The sequence below is a fragment of the Holdemania sp. 1001095H_141210_F2 genome (assembly GCF_015558105.1).
In the GTDB taxonomy this organism is placed as follows: domain Bacteria; phylum Bacillota_I; class Bacilli_A; order Erysipelotrichales; family Erysipelotrichaceae; genus Holdemania.
On sequence record NZ_JADNPO010000008.1, the window covers coordinates 95,137 to 113,823 of the forward strand.

Sequence of the window (18,687 nt, forward strand, 5' to 3'; positions counted from 1 at the left end):
AAGGAAATAAACAGGAATGAAGCTGAGGTCCTTGCAGTGAATATGAATCTTCCATCAAAGAGAAAGAACGGCAGAAATGAAGCGGCAATCATCAAATAGATCGAAAAAGAACAGGAAAATGACAAATTAAAAACATTTGATTTCGTCTTGACAGGAAGCCAATCCGGAAGGATGGATATGAATTCCTGTCACAGGCGGAATCCGGGAAACGTACGTGTAATGTTAAAATTAAATCCGTTTGAGATAAAGGATGGAGATTCTGATTATACCCCTGAAGAATGCAGTGACGAACACTGTGTTCTTTTATTTTTGAAGGATTGACCTGAACGATTTTCAGGTATCCAGTCAGCCGGAAGAGAACATGAAAACGGAATGTAAGCCCCTTCATTCAGAAACCCGGGACAGGAATTAAGGAAACAGGCCGGGAATAACTGTAAAAAACAGGAAATCCAGGGAAAAAACATCACTTTAGGCTTTTTTTAAAGGGCGAGTTTGAGTAAAATAGACTATGGAGGACGATGGATAATGAAATCTGCAATTATTATGGCGGCGGGCAAGGGGACGCGTATGCACTCCGAGCTGCCGAAGGTGATGCATCCGGTCTGCCAGAAACCGATGCTGGGGCATATCCTTGACAATCTGAAAAAAATTCAGGTCGACAAGATTGTAACTGTTGTCGGTTTTGGCCACGAACAGGTGGAAGCTGCAATGAGCGGGCAGTGTGAGTTTGTGCTTCAATCCCCTCAGTTGGGAACCGGCCACGCGGTCATGCAGGCGGCGCCGATTCTAAGCCAGGCAGAAGGAAAAACCTTAGTCGTCAATGGGGATTGTCCCTGCATTCAAAGCGCAACCTATCAGGGGATGCTGGACGCCCTGGATCAGTGCGGCATGGTCGTGTTAACGGCAGTGCTGGACGATCCGAAACAGTACGGCCGGATTATCCGCAACGCTGAAGGCATGATTGAGAAGATCGTGGAATTCAAAGACTGCACAGAGGAACAGCGGAAAATCACGGAAATCAACACCGGCATCTATTGCTTCGACAATCAGGCTTTGTTTGAGCATCTCAAAGAAATCCGTAATGACAACGCGCAGCAGGAGTATTACATTACGGATTTAGTTGAAATTTTCAACCGCCATGGGTTAGGCGTGAAGGCCAAGATTGTGGAAGACAGCTTTGAAGCCAGCGGCGTCAATGACAAAAAAGAGCTGGCGCAGGCAACCCGCTGGATGCAGAAGCGGATCAACGAGCATTGGATGGAGGAAGGCGTCACGCTGATCAATCCGGACAGCACGTATATCGGACCGGACGTCGTCTTGGGCAAAGACGTCACATTGTATCCGAACGTCTATCTGGAAGGTAACACTGTGATCAACGACGGGACGACAATCCTTCCGCAGTCGTTTCTGGTTAACGCCGTGATCGGAAAGAACTGCACGGTCGACAGCTCGCGCATTACCGACAGCATCGTTCATGACGAAGTTAAAATTGGTCCTTACGCTCATCTGCGGATGAACTGCGAGGTTGACAGTAAGAACCGGATTGGCAATTTCGTCGAATTCAAAAACACCAAGTTCGGCTTCGACAGCCGCTGTGCGCATCTGACGTATCTGGGCGACAGCGAGATCGGATCGAAAGTCAACATTGGCTGCGGCGTCATCACCGTCAACTACGACGGGAAAAACAAGTTCCACACAGTTGTCAAGGACGGAGCCTTCATTGGCAGCAACGTCAATTTGATCGCGCCGGTGACGGTCGGCGAAAATGCCGTCGTCGCTGCGGGATCGACTGCGACTCAGGATGTGCCGGATGGGGATATGGCCATCGGTCGCGTACGCCAGGAAAACAAGCCGGGTTATGGTCTTATCTACAAAAACAAAGAGAAAAAATAAAAGGAGAAAACATGATCGAGAATGCAATTGTCTTCGCACTGTCCAGCAGTGTTGAACTGGCTCAGGAAATCGTAGAATACCTGGGCTTACCAATGGGAAAGATTTCTGTTAAGCATTTTGCCGATGGAGAAATTATGGTGGAGCCGGAGGAAACAGTTCGCGGCCGTTCCGTTTATATCGTCCAGTCGACATGTTCGCCGGTTTCCGACCGTCTGATGGAAGTGCTGATCGCGATCGACGCCTGCAAGCGCGCCAGCTCAGGGGAAATCACCGTCATCATGCCGTATTACGGGTATGCGCGCCAGGACCGCAAAGCGCGTGCGCGCCAGCCGATCACCGCGAAGCTGGTTGCGGATCTGCTTCAGACTGCTGGGGCGAACCGCGTCGTGACGATTGACCTGCATGCGACCCAGATTCAGGGCTTCTTCAATATTCCAATCGACGATCTGAGCGCCGTTTCGATGATCGGCCAGTATTTCCGTTCCAAGAATCTGGAGAATGTCGTCGTCGTTTCGCCGGACCATGGCGGAACCACTCGGGCGCGCCGTCTGGCCGACTGCCTGAACGCGCCGATGGCAATTATTGACAAGCGTCGGCCGAAACCGAATGTCGCGGAAGCGATGAACGTGATCGGCGAGGTTGAAGGCAAGACCGCGATCATCGTCGACGATATGGCGGATACCTGCGGCACGCTGATTGCCGGCGTCAACATCCTGAAGGAAAAAGGCGCGAAGGAAATTTACTTCGCCTGCACGCACGGTTTGTTAAGCGGACCGGCGATCGAACGGATTCAGAATTCCTACATTAAGGAAATGGTCATCACCAACACGATTCCGTTAAGCGAAGAAAAGAAGAACGGCACGGATAAGATCACGCTGCTGTCCGTCGGCTACATGCTGGCGAAGACGATCGAAGCGATCCAGCTGAAGAATCCGGTCAGCGCCGTTTACGATCTGTTCAACGACTAAACTGATTTCTCAAAAACGGGAATTTCCGAAAACGACGCGCCCTTGTGCAAAACGGGGCCGCGGGTTCAGGAAACGCCCGTTTTTTCTTTGGTCAAACGCAAAAGCGTCAGCGTGAGGAAAGCGGACGTGGTATAATGAAAGCGACAGAAACCGACAGAGTTCGACGCAGGTTGTCGATTCCGGGCTGGAGGCAGGTTCATGAGTAAAAAACAAAATCAGTCGATCATCCGCAAGATGATCAGCATCACCATCGTCGCTTTGATTCTGGGGGCAGTTTGCTTCTTAGGCGGCGTCCTGCTGGCGCAGCGCAGTCATTCCGGCAAGACGACGGTGACCAGCGACACCTTGTTTCAGCAGCTGCGTTCCGTCAGTCAGCTGACAACGGTGGAATATCATTACACGAATATGGGCAAATTTGAAAAAAACGCTGATCTCAACGGCTGGACGATTCCGCTGACCAAAGCCAGCTTTATTTTGGCGTATGACGGTAAAATTACAGCCGGGGTGCGGCTGGACGACGTTCAGATCGAAGTTGTGGACAAGACAATCACGATCACACTGCCGCCGGCTCAGATTTTAAGCCATGAGGTCGACGAGGCGAGCATTGAGGTCTACGATGAATCCAACAATCTCTTCAATCCGATCAGTATTTCGGATTACGCCGCATTCTCGAAGCAGCAGAAAATCGTCATGGAAGACAAGGTGATTGACGGCGGTCTGCTTGAGGAAGCGCGAAAAAAAGCAGGCGAGGTGATCAGCCAGCTGTTGACAACGGCCAATCCGGAATATACGATTCAGGTTCAGGAAGCGAAAGCGGCGTAAGGTACAGCTTCAAATAGCGGCATCCAAAAGGGTAAAGATAAAAAGAAGCAAGGTTTCCCTGTGAAGTGGGGAACCTTTTTTTTGTTTGAATTTCGCTTTTGAAAGAGTGCATAAACACGAAGGACGTTTCTGGTTATGGAAAAAAATTACCACTTTTTTCACGGCAGTTTCCGTGTCATGATGAAGTTTAACGTCGAAGAAGCACCAAAATTGTCCGGGAAACCGCGACATGTTTTGGTATGGTTTCTTGTTTGGACTTTGATTATGATGAAACCGAAGAAAGGAAATGCCTATGGAAGATCTCAATGAACGCCAAATTCAGATTTTGAGATTGTTGGCGGGGCAGACGGAACCGCTGCGGAATCCGGAACTGGCCCGGCGCTTTGGGTGTTCGATCAAAACGATCCAACGGGATTTCAAGCGCATTGAAATTCTGGGGTTGTCGCTGGGATATACGCTCTTACGCAGCAGTCAGGGAATTGTGCTGGACTGCGGCAATGCGGATCGCGGCCGACTGAACCGCTGGATTTACGGCGGGGATCGGCTGAGCTCGGGAGATTCCGTGGAAGACCGGCGACGCCGGATTTATCTGGGTTTGCTTCTCAACGCGCCTCAGCCCACGACAATCCGCAGCCTTTCGGAAGCGTATTATGTCGGAAGCAGTTCGATTGTGAACGATCTGGCCGCCATTGAGCAGCGGATCCGCGAAGCCGGACTGACGCTGAACCGCACGCGCGAGGGAACGTACATCACCGGAGGCGAGTTGACGATCCGCAATGAAGTTACGGAGGTGCTGAACCAAAGCCGCCATTTCCAACTGCTGCCGCCAAGCGGACTGCCAACACGCCTGAACGAGGAAAACCGGATGGTGCTGAGCGGAATCTACGGCGCTCAATCGCTGCGTCAGGTAGAACAGTGCGTGGGTGAGATCGAGGAAGCGATCGGTGTGATTCTCGGCGATATTTACTATATCAATATTGTTACGCACATCCTGATCGCGATGGAACGGATGCGCCGCCGGCGCTACATCAATCCCGGCGGCGTGATGAATCCGAAGCTGATCAATCCGCTGATTTATGAAAAGATTGCCGCATGCATCCAGAATTTCTCGCAAGCAGTACAGATTACGTTTCCCCCTAACGAGCTGTTATATATTTACACCCATTTTATGGGCTGCGGGGTCGGTGAGCTGCCGCAGCGGGAAGTGATCGGTCAGACGCTGCAATGCTCCCAGCCGGAAGTTCTTGCGTTCTGCGAGGAACTGATTCAGCGGATGGAAGCGGAAACGCAGGTTCAGTTTTCACAGGACGCGAATCTGTTTTACAGCCTGCTTCTGCATATCAATTCGATGATCACGCGAATTCAGTACAACGTCCGGATCGTCTGTCTGTTAAAAGAGAAGACGATCGCGGAATTTCCGCAGATGTACGCGCAGGTGAAAACCGCGGTGCTGGAGCTTAAGCAAAAGTATTATCCAAAACATTTTATTTCTGAGGATGAGCTGTGTTATCTCTGCCTGTATTTCCAGCTGGCGCTGGAGCCGAAGACACCGCGCCAGCGGGTACTGTTAGTATGTTCGACCGGTATCGGCACCTCACATTTGTTGAAGAAACGGGTAGCGACCGTCTTTCCGGAATTGGAGATCGTCGATGTGATCTCGCTGCGGCAGCTGAAGCACCGAAAGGCAGCCGATCTGGATTTCATCTTAACGACCGTCGGTATTGATTTTGAAATTTCCTGTCCGAGCGTGACGGTATCCGCGCTGCTGGATCCCAAGGATATCGAGGAAGTCCGGCGCTTGCTGAACGGATAAAGAAAGGGACTCTTATGTTGGATATCAGAGAAGTATTAATGGAAGAAAACGTCAATCTGGAACTGGAAGCCAGAACCAAGGAGGAAGTGTTCACGCAGATGACGCGCATGCTTTATGAAAACGGCGCGATCCGGGAGGAACAGCCGTTCATCGACGAGCTGGTTCACCGCGAAGCGGAAGGCGTGACGGGAATCGGCGAGGGGATCGCGATTCCTCATGGCCGTTCCGCTGTCGTGAACCGCAGCGTCATTGCGATCGGACGCACCCGTGCCGACGTCAGCTGGGAAACGTTTGACGACAAACCGGTTCGCTGCATTATTATGTTTGCGATTCGCGATGTGGATATGTCGCAGCATATCATGCTTCTGTCCCATGTCGCCCAGCTGTTATTGGATAAGGACGTGATCGACACGCTCCATCACGCCCGGACGGTTGAGGAAATCGTCACTGTTTTAAGAAAGGAGGAATCGGAATGAAGATCGTCGGAATTACAGCCTGTCCAACAGGGATCGCGCACACTTACATCACCAAGAAGAAAATTATCGAAGCGGCGAAAGTCTGCGGCTATCCTTGCCGGATTGAAACGCAGGGGTCGATCGGCGCGGAAGACGAGCTGACGGCGCAGGAAATTGCAGAGGCCGACGTCGTGCTGCTAGCGGTTGACGTCAAGATTACCGGGGAAGAACGCTTTAAAGGCAAACCGGTCGTGCGCTGCCGGACGGAAGACGTCATGCGCAACACGGAAGGCTTTTTAAAGAAGATCGAAGCGACGTTGAAAAACCATCGCTGAGATCTATGGCGGCGGATCATCGCCGTGAAAAGTCCGGGACAAGAACACTTGTCCCCCACAGGATCATGAAGCGATTGGCGTAACGGACTTCACGGTGGTCCGGCCTTGTCTGAAAACAAACCAGCTTAAAAAGAAAAGAGGGAGAGTTTAATGAATTGGAAAATCATCAAGAAACACATCATGACCGGGATTTCGTTTATGGTTCCGGTCGTCGTCGGCGCCGGGCTGTGCCAGGCGTTGGGCGTCATTCTCGGCGGTCCGAATGTCAAGGACGCCGTCGGCAGTTTCGCATACATCATCTACAAGGTCGGCAATCTGGGGATGTCCACGATGATCATTCCGGTCATCTGCGCCGCGATATCCTATTCCATCGCGGATAAGCCGGGCATTGCGCCGGGGCTGGTCGTCGGTTTGGTGAGCGCGGAAATCAAGGCAGGCTTCTTAGGCGGATTGGTCGGCGCGTTTTTAGTCGGATATGTCGTCAACGCCATGAAAAAATATATTCATCTGCCGGATTCGATGAAGGGCCTGATGCCAATTCTGATCATTCCGTTCTTCGCTTCGCTGATCTGCGGCGTGCTGATGTTTACGGTGCTGGGGACGCCGATCGCGTATTTCATGGAGGCGATGACGCAGTTTCTGGCGAATCTGTCAACCGGTTCCAAGTTTGTCTACGGCTTCGTCATGTCGGCCGGTTCGGCGTTCGACTTCGGCGGTCCGGTCAACAAGACGGTTTCCTTATATACGACAGCGATGTTGGCGGATGGAATTTATGGGCCGAAGGCGTGCCACATGGTCGCGTGCATGATTCCGCCGATGGGCGTGCTGATCGCCTGGGGATTAGCGAAGATTTTCCGCAAGCCGATTTATACGAATGATGAAAAGGAAAATCTGAAGGCCTGCTTCCCGATGGGGGTATGTATGATTACCGAATGCGTTATTCCGTTGGCGATGAACGATCTGTGGCGGGTGGTGCTGTCCAGTGTTCTGGGCGGTTCGATTGCGGGTGGTCTGTGCATGGTATGGGGCGTCGAGAGTCCGGTTGCCCATGGCGGCTGGTTCGTTATTCCAACTTTCACTAACCCGTTGGGATTCGTCGCGGCTTTAGCGATTGGCAGCATCATCATGGGCGTCGCATTGTTTGTTCTCAAGCGTCGTTTAACACCGAGTCAGGAAGCTTACGGCATTGATTATACGCAGGCTGACGACGGCGAAGTCGCCGAAGTCAACATCACGTTTTGATCAGAAACAGGAGGGATTTATCATGTTAATGAACATGCAGGAATTTTTAGCCGTCGCAGAAGAACATCACTTCGCGGCCGGCGCCTTCAATGTTACCGAGGTCGCGAATTTCCGCTGCGTCATGGAAGAAGCAGAAGCGCAGAAAGCGCCGACGATCATCGCGATCGCCGTCAATGAGCTTGACTTCTGCGGCCCTGAATTTTACAGCTATGTCCGCACGCGGCTGTTGGAAAGTCCGATTCCGTTTGTGCTGCATCTGGATCACGGCCGCACGCTGCAGGATATTCTGCGGGCGATTCAGGCCGGATTCACTTCCGTTATGTTCGACGGTTCCGAGCTGCCGTATGAGGAGAATATCCGCCAGACGAAAGCGGTTGTCGATCTCGCCCATCTAGTCGGCGTTTCCGTCGAAGGGGAAGTCGGAACGATCGGGATTATGAACTATTCCGATGAAGGGGGAGTCGATCATATCATCTACACCCGGCCAGAAGAAGTCATTGATTTCACAGCGAAAACCGGCGTCGACAGTCTGGCGGTCGCGATCGGGACTTCGCATGGCTTATATCCGGAAGGCTTCGTGCCGAAACTGCAGCTGGACTTGTTGAAAGAATTGAAACAGGTCAGTCCGGTGCCGTTGGTGCTGCACGGTGGTTCAGATAATCCGGATGAGGAAATCCGTCAGGCATGTCAGATCGGTATCCGCAAGGTCAACATTGCCAGCGATTACAAGGCAGCCTATTCACGGAAACTGAACGAAATCATGAATGAAACCGGCGAATTCAAGTTCTCAACCTTGATGCCGAAGGGTTTTGAAGCGGCGCGCGCGGTCATCCGGCACAAGATGGAGCTGTTCGGCAGCGTCGGCAAAGCGTCTGCTTATTGGGAGAAATTTCTATGAAAAAGATGGCGATCATCCATACCAGCGCCGTGTCGCTGCAGGATCTGACAGCCTTGTGTCAAGAGATCATGCCGGAGGTGGAAATCATCAACATCATCGACGATAGTTTGTTAGCGGAGGTCAAGCGGAACACCGGGATCACCCCGGCTGTGATCAGCCGGATGTGCCGTTATGTTCAGTCGGCGGAATCATTAGGTGTTGATTTGATCTTCAATCAGTGTTCCTCGGTCGGGGAAGCCTTTGCGATTGCCAGCCGGTGTACGGCGATTCCCACGCTGAGAGTCGACGAACCGATGGCGGAAAAGGCAGTGAGTCTGGGTGCGCGGATCGGCGTAATCGCGACGGTGGCGTCGACGGTAAAACCCAGCTGCGATCTGATCCGGACGACTGCCCAACGGCTGGGCAAGGAAGTGGCCGTGCAGGAATATCTGGCGGCGGAAGCGCTGGACATTCTGATGAAAGAAAAGGATGTGGATAAGCATAACCGGATTGTTCTGGCGATGATTCAGCGGGCAGCGGCAGAAAACGACGTCGTTGTGCTGGCGCAGGGCAGCATGATCACCTTGCTTCCTTATTTAAATGAAATGACCATACCAGTGCTGACCAGCCCGCGCTCAGGCATCGAGCGCGCCTGGTCGATGCTGCAGGAGAAAGAGTGAAGTCCATGGAAGAAAAAACTTATTTTCACAGAGTGAATGAACTGACGCCGACGCGGTTCTGGATCAATAATGTGACGCAGGAAGAGGCGAAGCGGGCCTTGGCGGAAGGGGCGTGCGGCTGTACGCAGAATCCGGCGTATGTCTGGAAGATGATGCAGCGGGAAAGCGAGCTGCCGGAAATCCAACAGTTAATAATGCGGCTGCGGGATCAAGGCGTCGCCCGGGATCAGATTTTGATCGCCGTGCAGCGGGAGCTGGTCGGCCGCATCGCCAAACTCTTTTTACCGCTTTATCAACAGTCGCAGGGGCGATGGGGATATGTCAGTATTCAGGGGGATCCGTTCCATGAGGATTGCGATTCGATTGTAAAGACCGGGTTGTTCAATCGGGAAGCGGGCGAGAATATTATGATTAAGATTCCTGTTACGGAAGAAGGGTTAAAAGCCATCAGTATTCTGGCGGCTCAGGGCGTACCGATCAATGCGACGGAGGTGATGTCGGTTCGTCAGGCCATGGATGTCGGTCGGGTATATGCGGAAGCGACAAGCCATTGCGTCAGGAAGGCACCAATCTATTACTCGCACATCACGGGAATTCTGGACGAATATCTGTATAAAACAGTACAGGAAACGGAGGTCGCCATCGCCTCAGATGTGTTGTTTCAGGCCGGTATTGCGGCTACGAAAAAGACCTATGCGATGACCCGGACCCAATATCCGGATGTCGGCTTCATCGGCGGCGGTGCGCGGGGACTGCATCATTTCACAGAGATGGTAGGCGCTCAGGCTTGCGTTACGATCAACTGGAAGGGGACTGCCGATCAGTTGATAGATCAGAATCCGCCGGTGATCGAGCGGTTTGCCCAGCCAACGCCGCCCGCCGTGCTGGATGAGCTGCTTGAGAAGCTCCCGGATTTCCGTAAGAGTTATTGCCTGCATGCGATCGAACCTTCGGAATACGAAGCTTTCGGACCGGTCGTCCTGTTCCGTTCGTCATTTGAATCGGCGTGGAAACAGGCGCAGTCCTTGATTGACAGTTTAATCGGCTAATTTGATTATCCCTGGCTGAAAACAGTCAGGGTTTTTTGAATGATTCCCCCGGAAATCAACGATCAACGACGAATTTCAGCGCAATCGTTCAAAATCGTGCGAAGAATTAAAAATATGTTATAATATTAGCTTTTATTTTTGCGCTTAATTTTGAATGATAATCTTGAAAATCGGCGATAAACGATGAAATTCAGAGTTATCATTCAAAAACGTGCACGAATTAGAAAAAGTGATATACTATTTGGCTTTTTTATGAATGCTTGGATTAAAAATCAACGATAAACAATGAATTTCTCAGTGATCATTTAAAATTAAAAAACAGTTACCATTTCATGGTATAATTTATTTTTATGATCAATGTGGCTCTGATAAAAGAGTATTTTTGATGATCCGCAGGGTGAAGGCTGGTATTCTTTCAGCTTAAACGACCCGGGAGGAAACGATCCTTAAGCATTGAGCGTCATGGAGTGAATTGGGAAAAATTGTGATTTGTTCCCATGAGTTTAATTTTAAGAAGATGAAAAAAAGCGAAGCTGGATGATCAGATCGCTTTTTCTTTGGGTTCGGTTTTTACGCAGCTGCCAATTCAGCTTCAGGCGTCATTTCGATGAACTGATCAAGATCAAATGAGTACAGATAGGCGCGGATTCTTTTGTCCGGAATCATTTCGCGCAGACAGCGCAGATAAATTGAAATCTGCCGGGCATACAACATTTTTAACTGGTCGGCCTGGGCATGACGATCACTCTTGAAATCAATCAGTATAACTTCATTTTCATCCTGTGCGACATAGTCCATCTGCCCCTGAATTAATTCGTTGCCGGAAAGGACGGCGAAGGAGAATTCCTTTTCAACGGACATTGTTTGACAGTGCTGAAATAACGGCTGTTTGTTCAGCTGAAGCAAAAGAAGGATGTCAGAACGTCTTATTTCCGGAAGCAGGCCGCGGATCTGACTTTCCGTCCAATCTCCTTCCGGCAGGTGTTCCACCGCTTCATGCAGCTGGATGCCCCGCTGAGCTGGCCGGACAGCTTTACTTTTTGGAAACAGCGCAGGAATATATGCGGTCTGTTCTGTTTCCGACGGCGTCAGGGTGACCGGTAAGGGCTTTTCTTCCGTATAGCGCGGCAGGGAGATGACCGCTTTGCGGCGGTGCTGAAGCTGCTGGACCTCCCAGCGATCTTCAATCGTCCGGACTTTCCAGAAGCTGGAGTTACTTTCGCACATCGCGGATAAAATCAGGTCCGTCGTCCCTTTGCGTTCCAGCAGCGTGTTCATCGTTACCGGTTTATGCGGCAGCTCGCCTTTGATCGTATCGACCAGAATCATCTGATTCTGCGCCCGGGTCAGGGCGACGTAGAGAATCCGGATATTTTCTTCCAATTCTTCCAGCGTGATTTTATATTCGATCGCCTGCCGGATCGCGGTCGGCCGCTTAAACCGCCATGGCAGCTCCAGCGCCGGCAGGCCGATCCCCAGATCCGCATCCGCAATGCACGTTTCTTTTTTATCCATAATGTCGATCCGGCTGCTCGCCCAGTAAAAGACGACAGGAAACTGAAGACCTTTGGATTGGTGAATGGTCATCACTTTGACAACGTCGTCCTCATTGCCAACGGGAATGGCTTCGGAGGTTTTTTCCTCGCTCACCTGGTCGATCATCGCGAGAAAGCCGGTCAGCGAATCGGAATGCTCGGCGCTGTATTGTTCCGCTTTCTGGCGAAGCAGGTCACAGTTGGTCCGCTGCTGAGCGGTACAATGCTCTTCATAAAAGTGATGAATCTGAAACAGCGCGTCAAGCAAAGCGCACAATCCCAGCTTTTGTGCGATGTCGTTTAACCGCTGCCGGTCAGCGACCAGCGGATGATGTTCTTCTTTCAGGATATCGAAGATCGGCCGGCGCTCCCGCTTCATTGCCAGACGTGCCAATTCCTCGTCATCCGCCTGATAAAAGTCAGAGGATAACACGGCGGTTAACGATAAATTATCGGCCGGATTGATCAGAATTCGAAACCAGGAAAGCAGAATCTGCATTGCTTCCGATTGATAGAACCCTGCTTTCGCGTCGATGTAATAAGGAATGCCTGCCTGATCGAAAGCTTGCTTCAAATGGGATTTAACCGCATGGGAACGCACGAGCACGACGTAATCTTTCCATTGCCGGAAGTCTGAGGTTTCGTGCATCGTTAAGATCTGTTGGGCGATGTACTGCGCTTTGATCTGATTGGCGGCGAGATTTTCCGCCCCCTCATCCTGATCCTTCAGCGCTTTGGTCATCAGCGCATGGAATTCAACCGGATAGTTGTCCTGCTTCTGAGCCGGAGCGCCGGTTTTTACGCAGTCGTGATCGGTGTATTGATCGGAACAGCCGGGAATGTTCATCAGCCGCAGAAACAGATCATTGTTGAAATCGACGATCATCTGCTTGGAACGGTAATTGCTGGAAAGGTGAATAAAACAATTTTCCGGCCGGGCGTCGTTCATCAAATTGCGCATGATCTGCGGCTTTCCGCCGCGGAACCGGTAAATCGACTGCTTGACGTCGCCGACGCGGAAGACGTTTGCGCCGCGGGAAATCAGATTGATGATCGCATTCTGCAGATCATTGGAATCCTGGAATTCGTCGACCATGATTTCATCAAAGCGCTCCTGATACCGCTTCGCGGCCAGATTGTTTTCCGCGGTTAAAATCTGATAGGCGAAATGTTCCATATCATCGAAGTCGATCCCTTCCTGCGCTTCCTTCAGCTGTGCATACAGCGCAAGGTAGTCGAGCGTCAGCGCCGTTAACGGCTTTATGATCGCATAGGTCAATGTCAGGTCGGAAAGCAGGGTTTCCTCGGTATAGGTCCGGCTGACAAGATCCTTTGCCAGCGCGTTGAGCTGTTTGCGCAGCGCGTTGAAATCCAGCGCGTCTTTCAGCGTACTGATCTTGGTCTGGATCGCGCCGAACAACGCGCGGCGGTATTCCCGGTAATCGTAATTTTTCGCAGCTTGAATCGCCGGCGCCAGCTTGCCAAGGAATAGAAGAACCTCGTTGGCCTGCTTTTCTTTGTCGGGATACGCGTCGAATAATATCCGCTGCATCTGGACGGCGCAGTCTTCCAGCCGTCCCGCTTCTACGGCGCAGCTTTCAAAGAAAGCTTCTTTTGCCGGGGAAGGCAGCTGATCGAGACGGGCGATCGGCGCGTAAGCTTCCGCTGCCGTTCGGATCCAGGCTTGCGGATCCTGCGACCCGGACGCTTTGGCCGAGATCGTCAGCACCGCTTTCTTCAGCTCGGATACATCCTCACTGCGGCTGGAAAATGTTTGCAGCAGTGTCGTAAACTGCCCGGGATCCTGCGCCATCTGCTTCCGGCAGGCGTGGGTAAACGCCTGCTCCTTCATCTGCGCTACTGCCGCATCGTCAAAAATCCGCTGGATGCGGGCCGGGTTTAGTCCGATCAGGGCGTAGTCGGCTTGAATGATCGACAGACAGAACGAGTGAATCGTGCTGATATGCGCGCTTTGCAGCAGGATCAGCTGCTGGCGGCAATATTGCGCTTCCTCTTCGTCCAGATCGGGTTCCTGCAGCTTGTCGTTCAGACTTTGCAGCAGTCGTTTTTTCATTTCGCTGGCTGCTGCTTCGGTGAAGGTCATCGCGACGATGCGGTCGATGCTGATGTGGTCTTCGAGCATCCGTTTCATTAACCGCGCGACCAGGACGGTTGTCTTGCCCGCTCCGGCTGAAGCAGAAACCAGAATGTTATGATCGGTCGTATGAATCGCCTTGAGCTGTTCCTCACTCCATTGAATCGCCATCCCGCACCTCCTTTCCTTCTTCTTTGCCAACCAGCGCCGCCGGTTTTTTCGGCGCTTTGCGCAGCCGGCAGACAGGTTTGAAATCACAGAATAAACATGCGCCTTCAACCGGATCCAGCTCTATCCGGCCTGCGCTGAGCTGTTGGACCAACAGCTGGTAAAGTTCCAGAATCAGTGCCTGGACATTGTCGAAGTCTTTCAGGCTTCGGACTTTGACCTGACCGTCTTTACAGGTTAGTCCCTGTACGTGCGTGCCGTCGTAATCCAAACCTTCGCACTCCTTCATCGTCCAGCCCTTGAGCTGATGGCTGCTTTGCAATTCGCTCATCCATTCATCGCGGTCAACGTCTTCAATTTCCATACGCCGGCCGTTCAGCGAAGCTTCGCTGACGCTGATCGTTTCATTTTTTAAGGAACAGTAATACGCGCCGGCCGGTTGCAGCCCGAGCTTGCGGACGGCAATGATCAGGTAGGTTAACAGCTGCAGCTGGAGTCCGGCTTTGACCCTGGCTTCGCTGAGTGTTTTGGCGGAGCTTTTGTAATCCAGAATCCGCAAGTCGTTGAGGCAGGTGTCAATGCGGTCGATAATTCCATTTAAGCGCACGGTGACGCCGCCGGTTTCAAGCAGATCTTCTTCAAAGCGGAGTTCCTGAAAGGCGGGTGCAAACGAAGTGTTTTCCTCCATGGCGGCCAGCGCCTGAAGCAGCTGCTTTAAATTCAGCTGCATCCGCCGCTGAATCTGGTCGATTTCGGCATGTTGATCAGGAAACAGAGCGTCGAGCTGCTGGAAATAAGGATTCAGGATCGCGTTTATTTCTGTTTCGCTGAGGCTGGCGTAAGCCTTGCCCTGAGACCGGATACCCTGTTCCAGCAGCGCGTGCTGGATCGTACCGGTTATGGCGGCATCTACCGTTGTCAAACTGCCTCTGGATAAGCGCAGACCGCTTTTGAGGAAGTAGGCATAAGGACATTGGAAATAAGTTTCAAAGGAAGAAATACTGCCGCGCAGCACATGATCCGGGGCAAACAGACGGCGGGCGGTATCCGGCGATAGCTGATGCCGCTGATCGGAATAGACCTCGTTTTGAACCAGCGGCCACAGCACGGCGCGGGTGGCCGCGCGCTGTTCAATTTCAAACGCGACGTCCCAGCTCTTGCCTTCGTAGTTGCCGGCAGCGTAAGAATAGATCAGGCAGTGGGATGCGCTGGTGTAGATCCATTCCAGCTGGCGAGTGTAATGATCGTAGCGCTCAGCCTGGGATGGCATCGAAGTGGTCTTCAGATAATCCTCGTCAAAGATCCCGGTGGCTGCGATATTTCCCGGGAAACTATTCTGATCCGCGCCGAAAAGAATTGTCAGCGGCCGGCAGGGAAGCGGATGCTTCAGATCGGTGATCGCGATTCGGCCGTCGACTTCTTCGCTGATTTCCAGCTTTTTCTGCGCAAGCAGCGCCATGAACATGTCGAGAGCTCCCGGCTGTTCCAGCAGATCCCAGCAATCCTCCAGCGTGGTCTTCAGATTTAATAACGCCCGCCGTTCCAATTCGTCATTTAAGCAAGAATGCTGACGAAGCAGTTCATAGCAGCGGGTGAGCTTTTCGCTCAGCGGGACATCCTCCAGCAGCGGAAGCAGCCAGGGAAGCAGCTGTTCATGCACGCTCTGAGCCTGCGATTCCAGCCGCAGCAGATTTTCTTTTTCAATGATATTGAGCAGTGTGTTGCTTTCCAGCGCCTGCTGTACATGCGTGAAAACCGGCTTGCACAGATCGTTCAGGTCAAAAACAAACTGTGTCAGATACTGAACATACGCCTCGGAAATCAACGTCGGATAGGTTTTCAGCTGCAGCGTTGTCAGAACCGCCGCGATTGACGGCGCGCGGGTCAGCGACACCAAAGCGTCAAAGCAGCGCAGGATTTTCGATGGTTTCTGATAAGCAACCTGGGCCGCCGGCAGCTGGTAACGGGTCAGTACGGAGCGGACCAGCCCGCCGTCGCGCTGACTGTTGCACAGAATGATCATGACTTCCTCCGGCTTCCATTGCTCGCGCAGCAAAAGCTGGGCCAGCCCCTCTGCTTCCTGCCGGGAATTCAGCGCCTTGTAAAACCGCGTTGTCCGCGGCTGCGCCTGCTTCAGCGGCTTGAACCGCAGCCCCTGCGCCTTCAAAGCATCAAGTAAACGCTGCTGATGCAGATCCTCGATCCAGCCGGGCGTGCACTCGGCCCCGCTGAAATCGAGCGTCTGGATTTCGGCGAGAAAACGTTCTTCCTGCAAATGTGTAAAAGGAAGATCGGCGATCAAGGCCAATAACGCCTTCAATTCCCGCTGCCCTTCGCTCTTTTCCGGCAGCTCAGCCAACGTCAGCCCGTAATCCTGCATCAGTCGCCGAAACGCAATCAGCTGGCGATGAAAATCAGGATAACGCACCATTTTGCGATAGACCCGGCAAACGCTCTCTGCCCCCTGAATCCGCATCGACGCCATCAGACTGTCCCGCGTCGCGTTTTCATTTGCCATCGCCTGCGCACGGATCAGTCCGGATACCGTCCCGAGGGCATAATGCGTCAGAAACCGCCCGTTCTGTTCCTGAATCTTCGCTTTGATCAACAGGCTGTGCAAATACCCCGGCGCCAGTAAATTTGGAATTTTCATGATGATCGCCTCCGCTGTTTTCAATATGCTTCATTTTATCATAGAAGCCCGTCCGCGGCAAAAGCCAGAACTTGCCTGAAAACGCAAAAACAGACGAATTTCAGGTTCGTCTGTCAGCGATTAATCAACAAAAGTGTCTGATTCTCGTCCATCGCCAGTTTTTCAAGCGTCGGATGCGAAGCTTCAACGATCAATGGGGCCGATCGCATGCCATCGTCGTCCATTGTATATGTTTTTCCTTCCCGCATGCCCCGCAGAAGAATCTTCAGCGCCGTGCGGAATTTGTCCGAACTGCCGTGAATCGCAACGATATTGACGGTTTTAACATATTCGTAATTCGGCGGATTAAGCTGGTCGTTATAGCGTGGTTCATACTCGCCCGGCGGCAGGATCAGCTGCAAACTGCCGTAGCCCAGCTTTGGATTCTCGCGGAAAACGATCTCGTCAAAAGCAAACGATAAATAAACTCTGTCCAGATCATCCGTTTCCATCAGATGGATGATTTGCGGCTGAAACAATTCCGGGAAATCCTGGCGGATCGGAACCTCTTTAAAACTGGAGAATTCGACCATCGTCAAGGGGACGCCAATGCCTGTGATCACCACGCTGATGATCAGCGCGATCAACAGCGGCCGTTTTTTCGTCGCCGGATGCACGATCCGCCACAAGGCGGCGACCGCCGTCTGGAAAATCCCGATCAAACCCAGACAGATCAACATGAGGCCCCACAGCTTCGCGCCTTGAAATAACAGGAAAACCAACAAGCCGAAGGCAAAGCAGAACGCAAACTCGCCCAGTCCCAGCGGAATCAGAATCATCAGCGTGATCAGCTGGACGATCCCGATCATCAGCCGGGCGGCAATTTTTCCAATCCCCCAGCCCTGCTTTTCAGCCGTTTTTTCCTCATTATTATAATAAGGGTAACGGCCGCGCGGCTGAATCAGCGGATCGATCGGATCTTCCAGAATCCGCGGTTCGTCGAATTCCTGACTGAACGCCTCGTCGATTTCCGCTGCGATCTGCTCTTCCGTCTTCGCCGCCGTTTCCGCCTGGGCAAAGGCTTCTTCCTCTTTGCGCTGCTGCGCTGCTTCGTTTTCCGTCTTCGCAAGATTTGAATTTACAGTTTGCGGGACGCCGCTTTGGGGAGAGCAGGCGTCGTCATGGCGCCTGCCGAAATTGAACCGGAGCGGTTTTTCAAACAAATCCCGAAGGGTGACCGGCTTGTTTTCCAAACCCTGAGAAATAAAGCTCGCCATCAGCAGGACGACCAGGCAGAGATAAATCAGGTTGATCGCCAGACGAACGAAGAAGTTCAAAGCTGCCGCTAAAAAGCCCGGCAGGATGGCGCGCAGAAGACTGACGATCAGGGCTTCCAGCAGGGAAAACGGGATTTTCATCAAACCGACGATCACCAGTGCGATCAATACCAGCGCGATCAGCCGGATCATGGCCTCGACGCTGAGGGTGTTGAAGTGTCCGGCGAAGTAGCTGACCACGGAGTCGATCCCCTGGGTCATCACGTCCACCACATTGTCGATGATATCCCGGCTTGAATCGCGGGTGTACTTTTCGTTGATTTTGTACGCGCTGAGAATTTCCCGCGCCAGATCGTCGAGGTTGCCGAAGTCGGCGACCGCTTCATCCTCGGTTTTGCCTTCCTGCAGCTTGTTGTCGATATACCCGGAATACTCGTCCAGAATATCCTGGATTTCATCGCGTTTCAGCAGATGCAGCTTGTGTTCTAATTTATCAAGAAATTCCTTCTTGGTCATCGTGATTTCCCCCTTCCAGGAATAGATTTAATTGCTTGGAAAATGCCAGCCATTCCGTTTTGAGCTGATTCATCGTTGTCAATCCCAGCGCGGTGATGCGGTAATACTTGCGCGGCGGTCCTTCGGTAGATTCCACCAGGTAGGTTTCGAAATACTTTTCGTTGGTCATCCGCTTGAGCAGCGGATAAATCGTGCCTTCGTTGACTTCGACGACTTCGCAGACCCGCTTGACCAATTCGTAGCCATAGATGTCGTGCTGACTGACGACAACCATGACGACCAGATCGAGCACGCCTTTTTTAAATTGTGCGTTCATGGCGATCCTTCCTT

The 18,687-nt window shown here is 52.2% G+C and carries 14 protein-coding genes; 10 read left to right on the forward strand and 4 right to left on the reverse strand.

The features are described 5' to 3' along the window. The first annotated feature begins 525 nt into the window (after nucleotides 1–525). From glmU to I2G61_RS07265, 10 genes are all read left to right on the forward strand, one after another. On the forward strand, nucleotides 526–1,893 hold the full coding sequence (gene glmU, locus I2G61_RS07220) for a bifunctional UDP-N-acetylglucosamine diphosphorylase/glucosamine-1-phosphate N-acetyltransferase GlmU (RefSeq protein ID WP_195395547.1): 1,368 nt from the start codon (nucleotides 526–528) through the stop codon (nucleotides 1,891–1,893). Nucleotides 1,894–1,904: 11 nt separating this feature from the next. Next, complete coding sequence (locus I2G61_RS07225) at nucleotides 1,905–2,861, forward strand: ribose-phosphate pyrophosphokinase (protein WP_006058059.1); 957 nt, start codon at nucleotides 1,905–1,907, stop codon at nucleotides 2,859–2,861. 198 nt (nucleotides 2,862–3,059) lie between these two features. Continuing rightward, nucleotides 3,060–3,683 (forward strand): DUF4230 domain-containing protein, encoded by a 624-nt coding sequence (locus tag I2G61_RS07230; protein ID WP_195395548.1) that lies wholly within the window; start codon nucleotides 3,060–3,062, stop codon nucleotides 3,681–3,683. 292 nt (nucleotides 3,684–3,975) lie between these two features. Next, nucleotides 3,976–5,496, forward strand: a complete 1,521-nt coding sequence (locus I2G61_RS07235) for a PRD domain-containing protein (protein ID WP_072685102.1) — start codon at nucleotides 3,976–3,978, stop codon at nucleotides 5,494–5,496. 14 nt (nucleotides 5,497–5,510) lie between these two features. After that, nucleotides 5,511–5,972, forward strand: a complete 462-nt coding sequence (locus I2G61_RS07240; RefSeq protein ID WP_195395549.1) for a PTS sugar transporter subunit IIA — start codon at nucleotides 5,511–5,513, stop codon at nucleotides 5,970–5,972. Next, entirely contained in the window at nucleotides 5,969–6,286 is a 318-nt protein-coding gene (locus I2G61_RS07245) for a PTS fructose transporter subunit IIB (protein ID WP_072685100.1), read from the forward strand. Before I2G61_RS07240 ends, I2G61_RS07245 begins: the two co-directional genes overlap by 4 nt. Before the next feature lie 150 nt (nucleotides 6,287–6,436). Then, on the forward strand, nucleotides 6,437–7,528 hold the full coding sequence (locus I2G61_RS07250; protein ID WP_195395550.1) for a PTS fructose transporter subunit IIC: 1,092 nt from the start codon (nucleotides 6,437–6,439) through the stop codon (nucleotides 7,526–7,528). A gap of 22 nt (nucleotides 7,529–7,550) precedes the next feature. Further along, nucleotides 7,551–8,426: a ketose-bisphosphate aldolase gene (locus I2G61_RS07255; RefSeq protein ID WP_195395551.1), complete on the forward strand. Its 876-nt coding sequence runs from the start codon at nucleotides 7,551–7,553 to the stop codon at nucleotides 8,424–8,426. After that, nucleotides 8,423–9,085 carry an aspartate/glutamate racemase family protein gene (locus I2G61_RS07260; protein ID WP_195395552.1) on the forward strand — a complete coding sequence of 221 codons (663 nt, stop codon included), beginning with the start codon at nucleotides 8,423–8,425 and terminating at the stop codon, nucleotides 9,083–9,085. Before I2G61_RS07255 ends, I2G61_RS07260 begins: the two co-directional genes overlap by 4 nt. A gap of 5 nt (nucleotides 9,086–9,090) precedes the next feature. Then, nucleotides 9,091–10,134 carry a transaldolase family protein gene (locus I2G61_RS07265; RefSeq protein ID WP_072685096.1) on the forward strand — a complete coding sequence of 348 codons (1,044 nt, stop codon included), beginning with the start codon at nucleotides 9,091–9,093 and terminating at the stop codon, nucleotides 10,132–10,134. Between the two features lie 570 nt (nucleotides 10,135–10,704). On the opposite strand, the gene I2G61_RS07270 is transcribed toward I2G61_RS07265, so the two are convergent. From I2G61_RS07270 to I2G61_RS07285, 4 genes are all read right to left on the reverse strand, one after another. Next, entirely contained in the window at nucleotides 10,705–13,935 is a 3,231-nt protein-coding gene (locus I2G61_RS07270; RefSeq protein ID WP_195548087.1) for an exodeoxyribonuclease V subunit beta, read from the reverse strand. Then, nucleotides 13,916–16,585, reverse strand: coding sequence for a PD-(D/E)XK nuclease family protein (locus I2G61_RS07275; protein ID WP_072685094.1), 2,670 nt, complete (start codon nucleotides 16,583–16,585; stop codon nucleotides 13,916–13,918). The genes I2G61_RS07270 and I2G61_RS07275 overlap by 20 nt, the downstream gene beginning before the upstream one ends. A 113-nt stretch (nucleotides 16,586–16,698) precedes the next feature. After that, nucleotides 16,699–18,357 carry a DUF1700 domain-containing protein gene (locus I2G61_RS07280; protein WP_072685093.1) on the reverse strand — a complete coding sequence of 553 codons (1,659 nt, stop codon included), beginning with the start codon at nucleotides 18,355–18,357 and terminating at the stop codon, nucleotides 16,699–16,701. After that, nucleotides 18,335–18,673, reverse strand: coding sequence for a PadR family transcriptional regulator (locus I2G61_RS07285; protein WP_072685092.1), 339 nt, complete (start codon nucleotides 18,671–18,673; stop codon nucleotides 18,335–18,337). The genes I2G61_RS07280 and I2G61_RS07285 overlap by 23 nt, the downstream gene beginning before the upstream one ends. Nucleotides 18,674–18,687 lie beyond the last annotated feature (14 nt).